The 16042-nt window shown below is 38.8% G+C and carries 14 protein-coding genes and 1 riboswitch; of the genes, 6 read left to right on the forward strand and 8 right to left on the reverse strand.

Annotated features, from left to right (window positions below):
• Positions 1-98 precede the first annotated feature (98 nt).
• Together RT445_RS00295 and RT445_RS00300 are read left to right on the forward strand one after the other, a co-directional pair.
• The gene (locus RT445_RS00295) at positions 99-1175 is read left to right on the forward strand and encodes a nucleotide kinase (RefSeq protein WP_274795465.1); all 1077 of its coding nucleotides are present in this window, start codon (positions 99-101) and stop codon (positions 1173-1175) included.
• Positions 1176-1233: 58 nt separating this feature from the next.
• Complete coding sequence (locus RT445_RS00300; protein WP_274795466.1) at positions 1234-2433, forward strand: glycine C-acetyltransferase; 1200 nt, start codon at positions 1234-1236, stop codon at positions 2431-2433.
• A 77-nt stretch (positions 2434-2510) separates the two neighbouring features.
• On the opposite strand, the gene RT445_RS00305 is transcribed toward RT445_RS00300, so the two are convergent.
• The 6 genes from RT445_RS00305 to RT445_RS00330 all read right to left on the reverse strand — a co-directional run bounded on the left by RT445_RS00305 (position 2511) and on the right by RT445_RS00330 (position 8281).
• Entirely contained in the window at positions 2511-3707 is a 1197-nt protein-coding gene (locus RT445_RS00305; protein ID WP_274795467.1) for a CaiB/BaiF CoA transferase family protein, read from the reverse strand.
• On the reverse strand, positions 3704-4864 hold the full coding sequence (locus RT445_RS00310) for an alpha-hydroxy acid oxidase (protein ID WP_274795468.1): 1161 nt from the start codon (positions 4862-4864) through the stop codon (positions 3704-3706). Before RT445_RS00310 ends, RT445_RS00305 begins: the two co-directional genes overlap by 4 nt.
• 14 nt (positions 4865-4878) lie before the next feature.
• Positions 4879-5658 (reverse strand): enoyl-CoA hydratase/isomerase family protein, encoded by a 780-nt coding sequence (locus RT445_RS00315; protein ID WP_274795469.1) that lies wholly within the window; start codon positions 5656-5658, stop codon positions 4879-4881.
• A 10-nt stretch (positions 5659-5668) separates the two neighbouring features.
• Positions 5669-6340, reverse strand: a complete 672-nt coding sequence (locus tag RT445_RS00320) for a methionine ABC transporter permease (RefSeq protein WP_274795470.1) — start codon at positions 6338-6340, stop codon at positions 5669-5671.
• Positions 6333-7358: a methionine ABC transporter ATP-binding protein gene (locus RT445_RS00325; protein ID WP_274795471.1), complete on the reverse strand. Its 1026-nt coding sequence runs from the start codon at positions 7356-7358 to the stop codon at positions 6333-6335. The genes RT445_RS00320 and RT445_RS00325 overlap by 8 nt, the downstream gene beginning before the upstream one ends.
• Before the next feature lie 92 nt (positions 7359-7450).
• Positions 7451-8281 (reverse strand): MetQ/NlpA family ABC transporter substrate-binding protein, encoded by an 831-nt coding sequence (locus RT445_RS00330; protein WP_274795472.1) that lies wholly within the window; start codon positions 8279-8281, stop codon positions 7451-7453.
• An 89-nt stretch (positions 8282-8370) separates the two neighbouring features.
• Positions 8371-8476: riboswitch (SAM riboswitch) on the reverse strand.
• Positions 8477-8598: 122 nt separating this feature from the next.
• Between RT445_RS00330 and RT445_RS00335 the strand changes: the two genes are divergently transcribed.
• On the forward strand, positions 8599-9102 hold the full coding sequence (locus RT445_RS00335; protein WP_274795473.1) for a PPC domain-containing DNA-binding protein: 504 nt from the start codon (positions 8599-8601) through the stop codon (positions 9100-9102).
• A 40-nt stretch (positions 9103-9142) separates the two neighbouring features.
• Here RT445_RS00335 and RT445_RS00340 read toward each other — a convergent pair whose 3' ends face one another.
• Positions 9143-10312 (reverse strand): pyridoxal phosphate-dependent aminotransferase, encoded by a 1170-nt coding sequence (locus RT445_RS00340; RefSeq protein WP_274795474.1) that lies wholly within the window; start codon positions 10310-10312, stop codon positions 9143-9145.
• Between the two features lie 96 nt (positions 10313-10408).
• Here RT445_RS00340 and RT445_RS00345 point away from each other — a divergent pair, with 96 nt between their 5' ends.
• The gene (locus RT445_RS00345) at positions 10409-11203 is read left to right on the forward strand and encodes a carbon-nitrogen family hydrolase (RefSeq protein ID WP_274795475.1); all 795 of its coding nucleotides are present in this window, start codon (positions 10409-10411) and stop codon (positions 11201-11203) included.
• Positions 11204-11254: 51 nt separating this feature from the next.
• Here the strand turns inward: RT445_RS00345 and RT445_RS00350 are convergent, their stop codons facing one another.
• Positions 11255-12823 (reverse strand): PucR family transcriptional regulator, encoded by a 1569-nt coding sequence (locus RT445_RS00350; protein ID WP_274795477.1) that lies wholly within the window; start codon positions 12821-12823, stop codon positions 11255-11257.
• A gap of 233 nt (positions 12824-13056) precedes the next feature.
• Between RT445_RS00350 and RT445_RS00355 the strand changes: the two genes are divergently transcribed.
• Positions 13057-14469, forward strand: coding sequence for an amino acid permease (locus tag RT445_RS00355; RefSeq protein ID WP_274795478.1), 1413 nt, complete (start codon positions 13057-13059; stop codon positions 14467-14469).
• 23 nt (positions 14470-14492) lie between these two features.
• Positions 14493-16022, forward strand: coding sequence for a CoA-acylating methylmalonate-semialdehyde dehydrogenase (locus RT445_RS00360; RefSeq protein ID WP_274795479.1), 1530 nt, complete (start codon positions 14493-14495; stop codon positions 16020-16022).
• Positions 16023-16042 lie beyond the last annotated feature (20 nt).

Raw genomic sequence — 16042 nt, forward strand, 5'->3', positions numbered from 1 at the left:
AAGAAGCTACTTTTATCTGTCAGGGAGAAGAGTAGCTTTTCATCTTTTTTAGCGTTCTTTCATATAATGCAGGGCAGAAGCTAAAGGAGGAACGACATTTGAATGGAAATGTAACATATTATTTTGGACACGCATTGACTGGGCAAGGTGTGAAACATTTATATAAAGAGATGATGGAAGAAGCGGAGCTTGTTTATTTTTTGCAAGGCGCGCCAACTTTTAAAGGGTCAGAACTGTTAAAAGAGCTAGGTTATTTTTATGTTAAACAAGGCTTTGCAGTCGAGTGGTTTAAGCACGCTTTATTAGAGGAGGTTGTTGAAGCCGTTTATGTAAAGGGCTGTAATAGACTTTTTGTATGGGCCTCTGAATGGAACATTGAGCCAACGCTGCTCGGTACAAAGCATCGTGTATTATCCTTTTATGATTGTTTAGAGGATGTGCAGCTTGAAAAGGTTGGTGAACAGCTAGCTACGGCAATGGAGGAGCGAGCAACATGGCGTGATAAATGTATTGCAAAGCTAAATCATGCAATCAAGCTTCATGATGATTGGGAGGTTGTCACGCAAAGCTGTATGAATTGGCAGGCATTGAATGAACAAGTGGAAAATTTAAAGACAGAGGTATTCCAATCCATTGTCTTAAATAAAACAGGCATGAGGACACATCGTTTACTTGGAACATTAACTCCTAGAGGTGCCGAAAATACAGTTGAAAGTATTACAAAGGGCATCACGACTAGATTGATGATTAAAGGCAAGCCTGGTACAGGTAAATCTTCATTAATGAAGAGCTTAGCTGATGAAGCGAATGCGAGGGGACTTGATGCACAAATCGTCTGGTGTGGTTTGGATGCAGGATCAGTAGATATGGTCATTATTCCAGAATTGAATTTTTGTATCTTTGATAGTACAGAGCCCCATGTCTTTAATCCAGAGGATGGTCGATTAGGGGATAAAATCTTTGATATTGGGCAACATTGTGCACTTTCTGATGAGGCTGAAACGGCCATTGATTTAGTACGTACCCAATATAAAGAAGCGATACAGGATGCGATGGGGCATTCAAAGCGGTATGCAGAAGCAGAATATACTGTTCGCCGGCTATTTGATAATTGTCTATCAGCATCATTATGGCGTGAGAGAACAGCGCCACTATTCGAAAGATTAACAAAGTAATTTAGCTAATGGCTTGCATGTGCTAAACTAGGAGCTAGAACAGTTTTCCTAGGAAAGGATGATACGCTTGTCAAAAGTATTGAATGCATTTTTAGATGAAAACCTACAAGCCTTACATGAACAAGGCTTATACAATGAAATTGATCCAGTAGAGGGCGCAAATGGCCCAATTATTCAGGTTCGTGGCAAAAATCTTGTTAACTTATCCTCTAACAACTATCTTGGATTAGCAACTAATGAAGAATTAAAGCGTATTGCCAAAGAGACAATTGAACAATACGGTGTTGGAGCAGGTGCTGTTCGTACAATCAACGGGACACTTGATCTACACGTTAAATTAGAAGAAAAGCTTGCTGAATTTAAAGGAACAGAAGCGGCTATTTCCTATCAATCAGGCTTTAATTGTAATATGGCAGCCATTTCAGCTGTCATGGATAAAAATGATGCAATTCTTTCTGATCAATTAAACCATGCATCTATTATCGATGGTTGTCGCTTATCAAAGGCAAAAATCATCGCGTTTAATCACTCTGATATGGATGATTTACGTGCTAAGGCAAAAGCGGCGAAAGAATCAGGATTATACAATAAGATTATGGTCATTACAGATGGTGTCTTCTCAATGGATGGTGATATTGCTAAATTACCTGAAATTGTGGAAATTGCTAAGGAATTTGATTTAATTACGTATGTCGATGATGCCCACGGTTCAGGTGTAACAGGAAAAGGGAAAGGAACTGTGAAGCATTTTGGATTAGAAAAAGAAATCGACTTCCAAATTGGTACACTGTCAAAAGCCATTGGTGTTGTGGGTGGCTATGTTGCGGGTAAGAAAAATTTAATTGATTGGTTAAAAGTACGCTCACGTCCATTTTTATTTTCTACAGCATTACCGCCAGGCGATGTAGCAGCGATTACAGCAGCTGTACAAATGCTAATTGATTCCACTGAGCTTCACGATAAGCTTTGGGATAATGGTAACTATTTAAAGGCCGGTTTAGAGAAGCTTGGCTTTAATATCGGTGAGTCTGAAACACCAATTACACCTTGTATCATTGGGGATGAAAAGCTGACACAGGAGTTTTCAAAACGTTTATTCGAAGAGGGCGTTTATGCAAAATCAATTGTCTTCCCAACTGTTCCTAAAGGTACAGGACGTGTTCGTAATATGCCAACAGCTGCACATACAAAAGAAATGCTTGATGATGCGATTGCAATATATGAAAAAGTTGGTCGTGAGTTAGGCGTTATTCAATAAGAAAAAGGCTTCCTCTGAGATGGGGAAGCCTTTTTTTATCAGTTTAACTGGACAGATGGTAAAAATGAGAAATCACTTTATTTCGAGCCAATAATTTTTGCTGCTCTTAACTGTTGCATGTCTTCATCGGTAATATTCAAAGCTCGTAATATTTCTTCATTATGTTGTCCTAAAGTAGGAGCTGCACTTGTTAGCTGACCAGGTGTTTGTGAGAACTTAGCTGGGAAGCCTAATGTACGCATTGGTCCTGCAGTTGGATGGTCATAGGACAAGACCATGCCTCGCTCTAAAATATGTGGATCATTCAATGTTTGATCATAGGAGTAGATAGGACTTGAAGGTACACCATGTTTATCTAAAAGTGCTAGCCAGTAAGTCGCTTTATGCTTCACTAATTCGCTCTCAATTTCTTTCTCTAGTACTTTCACATGTTGAGCACGAGAATAGTTAGTAGCAAAGAGAGGATTGTTTAACCAATCAGGTCGGTTGACAACCTTAGTCGCAAAAATCTCCCACAGCTTTTGATTACCTGCACCTACTAAAATATAGTCATCCTGTGTTTTGAAGCCTTGATAAGGAGCCGAAACACGATGAGCAGTGCCTGTCCGTTCGGGTAACACGCCTTGTCCAAAGTAAGCAGCCGCCTCCCAAACAGTCCATGCAAGTCCGGACTCTACTAAAGAGACATCTATATATTGCCCCTCACCACTGCGCAGCTTATAAATATAAGCCATCAAAATCGATTGTAATGCTGTTTGAGCAGCAGCAATATCATTGACGGCAAAGCCTACTTTTACAGGTCGGCCTTCCGCTTCGCCAGTCATATGCATTAAGCCACTTAATCCTTGGGCCATAATGTCATAGCCACCTTTTTGGCTATAAGGACCTGTTTGACCATAACCTGAAATGGAGCAATAAATAAGGCCAGGGTTGATGTTCTTTAAAGTGTCATAATCAATGCCAAGCTTTTTCGTGACACCAGGTCGATAGTTTTCTACAAGGACATCTACAGATTGAATAAGCTCTTTGAATAATGCTAGTCCCTCAGCCGTTTTTAAATTGATACAAACGCCTTTTTTATTGCGATTGACCATCATATACATATGGCTTTCTTCACTAATAAAAGGACCCATTGTACGTGTATCGTCGCCATTAGGATATTTTTCGATTTTGATTACTTCCGCGCCCATATCTGCTAGGACCATTGTGCAATAAGGACCAGCTAATACTTGGGATAAATCAACAACTCTTATTCCCTTTAATGCCTGTTTCATTTATCTTCAGTCCCATCAATTTTGACTAATGTGATGTTACGTAACCCCTTGACTGAGGTCACACCAGCTAACGCGATGGAAACCTTTAGCTCATCATAAAGATTGGTCATCACTTTCTCGACACCTTGTTGTCCATTAAGAGCTAGTCCATAAACAAATGGACGTCCAATCGCAACAGCATCTGCACCTAAAGCAAGTGCTTTTAGTGCGTCCATACCACGGTACACACCGCTATCTAAAATAATCGGAATTTGTCCATTTACTGTCTCCACAATAGCAGGAAGGGCATCCAGAGAACCGATCACACCATCTAGTTGACGACCACCATGGTTGGAAACAATGATGCCATCGATGCCATTGTCGATTGCTAACCTTGCATCTTCAGCATGTAAAATTCCTTTCAATAATATTGGAAGATTAGTGCGTCGCTTTAACTCTCGAACATGTTCCCAATTGAGTGTGGGGTGGAAGACATTTTGCAGAACCCCCTGTACATAGGACTCAAATGAATCATCAGGCAATGAGGCAGTAAAAACAGGATCATTCATATAATTTCCTTTTGCATAGCCTAGCTTTAGTGGTGAAAATTGGTTGCGCACATCTTCTTCTCGCCAGCCAAGCATTACCGTATCAATCGTTAAAACGATTGCTTCAAATCCAGCTGCCTCTGCTCGTGCAGCCATACTATACGCAATTGCCTCATTTGTAGACCAATACAATTGGAACCATTTTGTTGCTGTTGGAGCAGCTTCGGCAACTTCCTCAAGCGCATAAGTGGAAACTGTACTTTGAATATATGGAATATTTAAATGTTGGGCAGCACGGACAACGGCAAGCTCTCCCTCATCGTGAACCATACCATTCATGCCAACTGGAGCAAAAAGCAATGGAGTTGGATAGGTTTTACCAAACAAATGAATCGACGTATCAACATTAGAGACATCATTTAAAAAGCGGGGTACAATGGAGTATTTTTTAAACGCTGCACGATTGTTGTGTAAAGTTTGTTCACCCCCAGCACCTGAACGTATATAGCCGAAGGGTCCAGCTGCTATTTTTTCTGCAACAGCCTTTTCTAGGTCAGCAAAGCAAATGGGAAAGGGGGCTTGTGCAGTAATATTCTTTAACAGTAGATCGCCATCAGTCGTGTTTGTCATCGTAACTACCTCACTTATTTATTGAAAATAGGCTTTCTTTTGTGTAAAAAGGCTTGAATGCCTTCGTTATAATCGTCTGAACTAAATGAATTAAGAACGGTTTGGGCCAGTTCTTCGTTCTCTTCGTTTTCACCATCTACAATCGCCTGAATGATTTTTTTAATGCCTGCATTTGCAACGGATGATTTACTTAATAGATGCTCTGCAAAATGCAATGTGGCATTTTCAATATCCTCTGGCTCATGTAAGGCTGTGATTAAACCAATGCTTTTTCCTTCTTCCGCTGTAAATATGTTGGCTGTATATAAAATTTCCTTTGCCTTGGCGACACCCACAATATTGATTAAGCGTTTAGTGCTTTCAAGATTATAGACAATACCAATATTGGCTGCCGTAATACCAAGCTTACTATTCGGTGTGGCCAATCTAAAATCACATGCGTTTGCTAACTCTAAGCCACCGCCAATCGCTAAGCCCTGAATCATTGCAATGGTAGGGTGCGGAAATTTATAAAGGGCATCAATGGCTTTTAAAGCTATATCGTTATAGGCTTTGGCATTGTCAGCAGCATAACGAATATCTAAAAACTCACTAATATCTGCACCTGATGAAAAGGCAACTTCATTGATACCGCGAACAATTAATAGCTTAATAGAAGGATCTGTACGTAACTGCTCAAGCTGGTCTACTATGGCCTTAAACATCGCCCTCGATAAAGAATTACGTTTATCAGGGCGATTTAACACTAACGTTGCGATATAGCCGTTTTTTTCTACGTAAATTTCAGTTGTCATCGTCATTCTCCTAGTCTTTCTTTAATTTCGCAGCAAAGCGGTTGCCGATGGATTGTATGCTTTGAACAAGGATGATTAAGATAAAGACAGTGGCATACATAACATCAACCTCATAGCGTAAATGACCATAACGGTAGGCAAGGTCACCTAATCCCCCTGCCCCCACCATTCCAGCCATTGCCGTAGCGCCAATTAAGCCAATTGTGGCAATCGTTAAGCCTAAAATAATCGATGGGCGTGCTTCACGTAATAGGACATGCCAAATAATATGGCGACGTTTTATGCCCATTGCTGTATAAGCTTCTACCACACCTGAATCCACCTCTAAAAGAGCAGATTCCATTAAGCGTGCAATATAAGGAGCTGTATAAACAACTAGTGGGACTATAACACCTTTAACACCAATCGTTGTACCAACAATTAATTTGGTAAATGGTAAGATGAAGAATAATAAAATGATAAATGGAACAGAACGAATAATATTGATGATGAGATTAAAAAGCTGATAGATAATTTTATTTTCAAAGGATTGACCTGGTCGTGTTAAAACGATTAATAGCCCTAAGGGAATACCAATTAGAATGGAGAAGAGTAGCGAAATTCCGACCATTTGGAATGTTTCGATAATTGATTTTCCAATGACATCTGACCAATCTGAAAAGAAGCTTTGAATACTACTCATTGAATTCGCCTCCTAATTCTTCTACCGCAACACCATTTTCTGTAAAATAGGTTAGGGCCTTTTGGACGATATGGGTTTCTCCATGTAAATGCACCACGATATTCCCAACAATGCCGTTTTTTAATTCAATAATATTAGCTGTTAAAATATTCGGTTGCACATCGTACACCTTCGTGACTTCTGCTAGTAATGGCTTACCCGTACTATCACCAAGGAATGTTAAACGAATGACACTTCCAGAAACGTTTAACTGCTCAATGAGTGAAGGGGATAAATTACGCTGAGAAATTGTATTTAAAAACTTTCTAGTAGTAAGGTGCTTCGGTTTTGCAAAAAGCTCAATAGCAGTACCAAACTCCACGACCTTACCTGATTCGAGAACAGATACCTCATCACATATTTTCTGAATGACATTCATTTCATGTGTGATGAGTAGGATCGTAATGCCTAACTCGCGGTTAATTTTTAACAACAATTCAAGGATGGCCTCGGTCGTTTCAGGATCGAGTGCACTTGTTGCCTCGTCACTAAGTAAAATCTCTGGCTCTTGTGCTAAGGCACGTGCAATAGCAACTCGTTGCTTTTGCCCACCAGAAAGTTGATTAGGATAGCTATCCAGTTTCTCTGTTAATCCTACAATTTCGGCGTATTTTGCTACACGGTTTTTTACTTCCTTGTCGTTATAGCCTAGTAGTTTTAAAGGCACAGCAATATTGTTGTAAACTGTTGCAGTTTTTAATAGATTAAAATGTTGGAAAATCATTCCTATTTTTTGTCGTGTTTGACGTAATTCATTTAGCGAAAGGGCTGTAATGTCCACATTGTCTATCAGTACTTTTCCCGAAGTAGGACGTTCCAGTAAATTGACACATCGAATAAGTGTACTTTTACCAGCACCACTATAGCCGATAACCCCATGAATTTGTCCCTTTTTCACATGAAGATTGATTCCATCCACAGCTTTAATGATCCCTTTTTTCGTCTTAAATTCTTTCGATATATTTTGTAATTGAATCATACGATATTGCTCCTTTCTCGTCCTTCTAAAAGTGAGAATCTGCTCGTTTTCTCATGAGGAATACAGCAGATTCTTCTGCTAATAGAAGCATATTACCAGCTAGGAATCACAGAACCTTTGAATTCTTCTTCAATGAATTGACGTACTTCCTCAGATTGGTAAGCCTCAACAAACTTTTTAATGGTTGGGTCGTTTTCATTTTCAGCACGTACTACAATGTAATTCACGTATGGTGAGTCAGTAGATTCTAATAGAATAGAGTCTTCTTTAGGATTAATGCCGGCTTCTAGTGCGAAGTTTGTATTAATGGCTGCTACATCTACTTCACTAAGCTGTTTAGGAATTTGAGCCGCCTCTAGTTCAATGAACTGTAAATTCTTTTTATTTTCTTCAACGTCACGGATAGAGGCTGTTAAGTCTGCACCATCCTTTAGCTTAATATAGCCAGCTTCTTGTAAAACAAAGAGGGCACGGGCCCCATTTGTTGGGTCGTTCGGTAAGCCAAATGTGGCACCATCAGGAATATCATCAAATGATTTATATTTTTCAGAGTAAATACCCATTGGATTTAAAATAGTTTTGCCTACTGGTACTAAATCTGTATCGTGATCTTTATTAAATGTGTCCAAGAAAGGCTCATGTTGGTAGCTGTTTGCATCGAGATCGCCTTCAGCTAACGATGTATTTGGTAAAACATAATCAGAAAACGACTTTAGCTCAACTTCTAAGCCTTTTTCTTTTGCTACTTTAGCTGCTACTTCTGCAATTTGCTCGTGTGGGCCAGAAGTGACACCAACGACGATTTTATTTTCATCGATTGCCTCAGCTTGACCTTTACTATCTTCTTTAGAGCCACAACCGGCTAGAGCTGCTACTAATGTAAGACTTGCTAAACCTACTAAAAATTTATTTTTCTTTTTCATGAAAATGACCTCCAAAATGTTTTTATCGGTTTTTTGAAAATAAAAAAACTCTCTTACAAACTAAGAGAGGCTCATGAAAAAGATGTCCTCTCTTATCTATCAAACGAAATTCGTTTGCAGGATTTAGCACCTTCCTTTTAAAAAGGAGGTTGCCGAGCTTCATAGGGCCAGTCCCTCAGCTACTCTTGATAAGAGATTTATAATATTTTTTTGTAATTCCGATAGAACTAATATAATTTATGGGGTATAGTAAGTCAATAAATATTTTTAAAATTTTTTATATTATTATAATTTTTTGTTATGAAAGAGGGAGAACAATGTCTGTAAGAGTAAATTATGGAATTGGTTCATTTGGCAAGGTTATTAGTGCTCGTATTCTAATGGGAACAGACATCATGGAAGGAATTGAGGCGCTCTGTGAGGAGAATCATATAGAGTCTGCTACAATTGTAAGTTGTATTGGGAGCTTCCAAAAAAGTAGCTTTGTTTATTTAGTACCTGATGAAACATCGCACATTAAAGTCCGTTTTAGTGAAGTCATTGAAAAAGAGGGACCACTCGAATTTATTCAAGGATCTGGTGTTGTCTGTAAACGAGATGGAGGATATGAAACACATTTCCATGGTTCGATGAGTGATCAATGGGGTGTAGTATCAGGGGGACACTTTCTGAAAGGTAGAAATCCCGTTATTACAGCGGACATTGTACTGGCTGAGATTCAAGGCGTTCAGCATATTCGTAGATTGGATGAAGAAACAGGACATATACAATTTTATCCGCTAGAGCAAGGTTTAGAGCTACCAAGAAAAATCGAAAAATAGCATGCCCTGTAGAGAATGTATGCTACAGGACATAGTAGTATTAAGCGGTAAATAATTGTAATTGTTCAATTCTGTGAATGGCTTCACGTAAGCGTTCCTCGCTGACAAGTAAGCCAACACGTATATACCCTTCGCCATATTGACCGAAGCCATTGCCTGCGGCTACTGCAATATCAGCTTTTTCTAGCAATAAATCAGCAAATTGTTCACTAGTGTAGCCTACAGGTACAGGAAGCCAAGCAAAAAAGGAGCCCTTCGGAGCCGTAACTTGCCAGCCAATTCTTTGAGCTTCTTCAATTAATACATTTCGACGACGTTCATAAGTAGCCCTTAGTTCATCTGCACATTCTTGAGAGGCTGTTAGTGCCACTGCTGCTGCTTGCTGAATTGCAGGGAATTGACTACAAAACAAATGATCTTGAACGAGATTAATAGCCGCAATAATATCGGCGTTACCAACGGCGAAGCCTATACGCCAGCCAGCCATATTAAAGGTTTTCGATAGTGTATACATTTCAATACCAATGTCTTTTGCACCCTCTGCCTGTAGGAAGCTAATAGGTTTATTGCCATCAAATCCTATTGCCCCATAAGCAAAATCATGTGATACGATAATATTATGTTCCTTGGCAAAGCGAACAGTCTCTTCGAAAAATGCCAGTGTTGCTGTACCACCTGTAGGGTTATTCGGGTAATTTAAATAAAGTAGCTTGGCTTTTTCTTTCACTTCATTAGGTAATGCATGATAATCAGGTAAGAAATTATTTTCAGCAAAAAGTGGCATAACCTCAAAATTTACATCACCTAATACTACACCTGATAAGTAGTCTGGATAGCCTGGGTCCGGTAATAGCATGGTATCACCAGGGTTTAATACGGCTAGAGGTAGCTCAACAAGACCTATTTTTGTTCCGCCAAGAATTGCTACCTCCGTGTCGGGATTTATATCAACATTATATTCCCGTTTGTAAAAATTGGCAGCTGCCTGGCGTAATTCGGCGATACCACGAAACGGCGAATATTTGTGATTTTGAGGATTGTCTGCTGCTTCCTGTAAAGCTTGAATGATGTGAGGTGGCGTCGGTTGGTCGGGATTACCTTGCCCGAGATTGATGACATCACGTCCCTCCTCTAGGGCACTGTTTACTTTTTGGACGAGTGCCGCAAAAAATTGGGGAGGTAGTTGCTGTAGTTTTTTAGAGAATTCCATGCATGATCACCTTTTTCAGAATATAATAATTATTAATGAAGAATATGAAGCAAATAGTATTACTTTTTCTGTTAATTGTCTAGAGGAGGAATAGATATGAAAATAGGTTGTATTCAATTAAACGTTGGCTTTGGCAAAGTAGAAGAAAATTTTGCACGAGCAGAAAACAAGATTCGAGAAGCGGCAGAACAAGGTGCAGAAATCATTGTGCTACCTGAAATGTGGAATACAGGCTATGCACTAGAGAAATTGCCTGACTTAGCAGATGTCAATGGTGAGCGAACGAAAGCCTTTTTGGCACACTTAGCGAAGGAACTTGGTGTACATATTGTAGGTGGTTCCGTATCAATAAAAAAAGGCGATAAATTTTATAATACGATGTATACATTTGATTGCCATGGAGAGCTTGTAGGGGAATATAGTAAGGCCCATCTTTTCCGTTTAATGGACGAGCATCTTTATTTAGAAGCAGGGGATGAAATGAATCGTTTTGCTTTAGGAGATATTGAGGCTGCTGGTGTCATTTGCTATGATATTCGTTTCCCTGAATGGTTACGTGCCCACGCCTTACAAGGAGCAAAGGTATTATTTGTACCAGCACAGTGGCCGACACCAAGGATTGATCATTGGAAAACGCTACTACAGGCTCGTGCGATTGAGAACCAATGTTTTGTCATCGCAGTTAATCGTATTTCAAAAAAGGTAGAAAACTTTAATGGGCAATCTATGATTATTCAGCCTTGGGGTGAAGTACTTTGGATTGGTGCTGAAGATGAAGAAGTAGCGGTCATTGATGTAGACTTTTCTATTGTCGATGAAGTACGCGGAAGAATCCCAGTTTATGACGATCGTAGACCTGGACTATATCAGGATGTTGTTGTGAAAGGGTAGTGAAGAGGCACGCTCAAAAGGGAAGACAACCTGCTGAGCGTGCCTACTTTTTTAGACCTTATCCTCAATTAATGAATTTGCCAATAGCATAAACTCAAGTGTGATGCGGTTATGTCCTTTCATAAAATTTTTACCTAATAAACCTTCAAGCTTTTTTAATCGGTGATAGAGGGTTTGACGAACAATAAACAACTGATTGGCTGTTTGTTGTTTGGAGCCATTTGTTTGTAAATACACCTGTAATGTTTCGAGTAGCTTACTATTATATTTTTTATCGTACTCAATCACTGGCTGAAGATAGTCGTAAATTACTTCCTGTAAATTCACCTGCATTTGTAGCTTATAAATTAAATGATATAAATGCAGATCATCATAAAAAAAGGAGGAAGTTTGTACTTTACGGCAAATATATAAGGTTTCTATGGCTGTTTGATAGCTTTTCGGAATTTCCTCTACGTTACAAATGACTCTCCCAACGGCTACTTGAAAGCCTTGTGTCTGTTGCTTCTTATAAAAATCAGTTTTAGGAAGTGTAGAAAAGATGTTATTTAATATGTCACGAGTTGCTTTGCTGTCTTTTGTATGAAGTAAAATAAAAATAACATAGCTCTTTCTTTCAAATAAAAATGGGATGAAGCCATGCTGTTCAAAGAGATTTCGATAATAGAGTTTACTATAGACGATATCTTCCTGTGCTTTCGGCAATGTATGGGGAGAGGCTAAAATAAAAACAGTTCCACTAGATTGTTGATAGCTTGAGTAATGTGTATCAATAAATTTAAAGATTTCCTCCTTAGAAAGTTTTTGATCAATCCAATCTGCTAAAATGGTTGCATCCTCTATATTCTTCTTTTCCTCGATATAGAATTCCCGCATTAATAGTTGCGCTAATGCCGTTGCTGTACGATCTAATATTAATAATTCAAATTCTGAGAATAGCCCATCTTCTCGATAGAGTGTTAGGTCTGCATAATGTTCATCAAAGATGAAAATAGGCTCATGTTTAAATTGTGGTGCAGATTTGTGCAATGTTTCTAATTGCTGCCGTTTTTTGTGTCCCATATTAGGATAAAAGATAGGCTCTCGCTCTTTAATAGCAAACATGATTTGTGTCTTTAATTCGTTATACATATTTTGCAAAATATCGTCTGTGTTCTGTCCTAAGACTGCATTTTTGTTCAATGCCTGTGAGTAAGATTCTAGCGAAGAAATGAGTAAATATTGCTTATTGATAATTTGGCTATGTAAATCCTGTGTAATGCGAACAAAAGGAACTGCCTCATGAAAAACAATAATGGGAAACTGATGATAGTTAGCAAGTGCTATGATTGCTTCAGGAACTGTTTGAATATAGGAGCCATACTCAATACAGAGAGCGGCACATTTTTTTTGAATAAGGGCTTCTACAAATGCCGCAAAATCCTCAATGCTATGCTGTAGACTAATTCCTGTTGTTAATACTAGTTCTTCACCGACCAAAAAATCATCAACTTGCACGATTTCAAGAACATGTACCCATTTGACAATCCTTGATAATCCCTCGTAACCTGCTACAACCTCTGCCTTTTGAAAATATTTATTTTCCAAAACATCTAGTACTTTTAGTTGAAATGGACTCAATTTAGCTCCTCCTTTTGACATGATTAAATTAAAATGATTTTCTATAAATTCTGTTTAATGTTGTGTATTTTCTTATAAAATAGCAATTATTTTATTTTAAGAATATTTAGTCTATTTTACATTATGTTTAAAACATATGTATAGAATTTTACAGTTTGTCTATTACTTCAACGTTATGAAACATGTAAGATTTTTGTAAGCGATCAAGTAATCTAATAAAAGAGGTGACAGATATGGAGCAACAAACGCATTTACAAAGAGGGTTAAAAAAGCGGCATATGACGATGATTGCTATTGCCGGAGTAATCGGTGCAGGACTATTTATGGGAAGTGGCTCGGTTATTAATTTAGCTGGTCCTGGGGCAATTTTATCGTATATATTCGCAGGAATTATCGTTGTGTTAGTTATGCGTATGCTGGGTGAGATGGCGGCTGTCAATCCAACGAGTGGGTCGTTTGCACACTATGCACATGAAGCCATTGGTCCATGGGCAGGCTTTATGATTGGTTGGCTGTACTGGTTTTTCTGGGTTATTGCCATTGCATTAGAGGCAACAGCAGCGGCAGCAATTATTCAGTATTGGTATGATGGGATTCCTTTATGGCTATTAAGTCTGTTGTTAACCGTAGCACTTACTTTAACAAATGTTGTTTCTGTCAAAGCCTTTGGTGAATTTGAGTATTGGTTCTCTCTTATTAAGGTTGCAAGTATAGTAGTGTTCCTCGGTCTTGGAGCATTTATTATTTTTGGCATTGCACCAAACTTTAATGCAGTAGGCATGACCAATTTAGTAGGGCAAGGTGGTTTTTTACCAAATGGTTTTGGTGCTGTGTTAATGGGTGTTGTTATCGTCATTTTTTCTTTCATGGGAACAGAGATCGTGGCTATCGCTGCTGGGGAATCAGATGAACCTTTAGCGGCCGTAACGAAAGCAACCAATTCCATTACTTGGCGTATTTTAATTTTCTATGTCGGCTCTATAGCGGTTGTTGTGACACTTTTACCTTGGCATTCTTCAGATATTTTAACAAGTCCTTATGTAGCGGTTCTCGATTATATTGGGATTCCTGCTGCCGCACAAATCATGAATTTTGTTGTTTTAACAGCTGTGTTATCATGCTTAAATTCAGCGCTTTATGCAACTTCACGAATGGTATTTTCTCTAGCGGAGAAAGGGGAGGCCCCAAAAGCATTTTTAAAATTAAATAAAAAAGGTGCTCCTGTAAATGCCATTTTAGCAGCAACATTTTTCTCTTATATTGCAGTTATTATGAATTATGTTTCTCCAGATAAAGTTTTTATGTTTTTACTAAGTTCTTGTAGTGCTATAACGCTCATTCTTTATTTAATCATTGCCTTTTCACAATTAAAAATGCGACGGAAGATTGAACAGGAAAACCCGGAGCTATTAAAGGTGAAAATGTGGTTATTCCCTTATTTAACGTATTTCACAATACTAGCAACAACAGCTTTATTAATTGCGATGTTCTTTATAGAGTCTATGCGCTCGCAAATTTTATTCACATGTGTTGTCGTTGCAGTTGTGATGATTTTCTATATGCTTACGCAAAAGAAAAAGACAGTTAAACAAGCCGATGAATCAAGCTCTATTTTCAGCAAGGAAGAGTTTGATTTTGAACAATAATACGATGAAGGAGTGGTCTCATTATGACAGTTCAGCAAGAAATGAAAACGCTAACACATTTTATTAAAGGTGAAGAGGTAGCCGGTACAAGTGGTCGATTCACAGAAGTGTATAACCCATCCACAGGTGAGGTCATTGCAAGAGTACCTCTTGCTTCAAAAGATGAAGTAAAGCATGCTATTCAGCTTGCAAAAGAGGCCTTCCCAGCATGGAAAAAGACATCAATAGGTAAACGAGTAGAAGTGCTACATCGTTTCCGTCAATTGTTAGTAGAAAGACAGGATAAGCTAATCAATATGATTTGTCAGGAAAGTGGTAAAACAAGGGAAGATGCAAAAGGTGAGATTGTTCGTGGTATTGAATCAGTTGATATGGCAATCAGTGCACCCCAAATGCTAAAAGGGGAGTATTCCGTCAATGTAGGTGGAAATATTAATGCTTTTTCTGCCAAATCGCCACTCGGCGTAGTAGCAACCATTGCACCATTTAATTTCCCTGTTATGGTACCACTTGCTATTACAAGTATGGCAGTTGCTGTAGGGAATGCCGTTATATTAAAGCCGTCTGAGCGCGTTCCTATTTCTGCCTTATATTTAAGCCAATTATGGAAAGAGGCAGGACTTCCAGATGGTATTTGGACAGTGGTTAATGGAGATAAAGAGGCAGTCGATGAACTATTAGAAAACAAAGAGATTCAAGCAATTTCATTTGTTGGGTCAACGCCTGTTGCTGAATATATCTATCAAACTGGAACAAAACACAATAAACGAGTTGCAGCATTTGGCGGTGGAAAGAATTTCATGATTGTTATGCCAGATGCCAACTTAGAACAAACAGCCAATGCCTTTTTAGGAGCCGCATATGGTGCAGCCTCTCAGCGCTGTATGGCTATTTCAGGTGCACTTGTTGTAGGTAAGGATACGGAACAACGTTTTACAGAAATATTGAAACATAAAATATCTCAACTTAAGGTAGGGCCATATACAGAGCAAGATGTCGACTTTGGCCCAGTCATTACTAAACAATCGAAGGAAACAATTATACGTTATATCGATGGGGCAGTCACTGAAGGAGCAAATCTTGTCATCGACGGTAGACATCCAAAAGTATGCGAAACGTCTAATGGTTTTTATCTTGGTCCAACACTACTGAACAATGTGACACCAGAAATGACGATCTTTAAAGAAGAGGTTTTTGGACCAGCGCGTATTGTAGTAGGTGTAGATACATTACAAGAAGCGATTGATCTCATAAATGACCATGAACTTGGTAATGGTGTAACCATGTTTACAAGCAGTGGAGCAGCAGCACGTAGATTCCAAGAAGAAATAGAAGTTGGCATGGTAGGGGTTAATGTACCAATACCAATTCCTGTTGGCTATCACAACTTTGGGGGATGGAAACGCTCTAAATTTGGTGAGGGGCATATGTTTGGACCAGATCAAGCGAGATTCTTTACAAAAGCAAAAACCATTTCTGAACGCTGGCCAGATGAAACTGAGGATACAACAAGTTCCTTTGCATTCCCAAGCAATAACGACGCGAAAAGCTAATGCAGTGAAAATAATAAGGA

The sequence above is a fragment of the Lysinibacillus sp. genome, assembly GCF_032093475.1.
Taxonomy (GTDB): Bacteria; Bacillota; Bacilli; order Bacillales_A; family Planococcaceae; genus Lysinibacillus; species Lysinibacillus irui.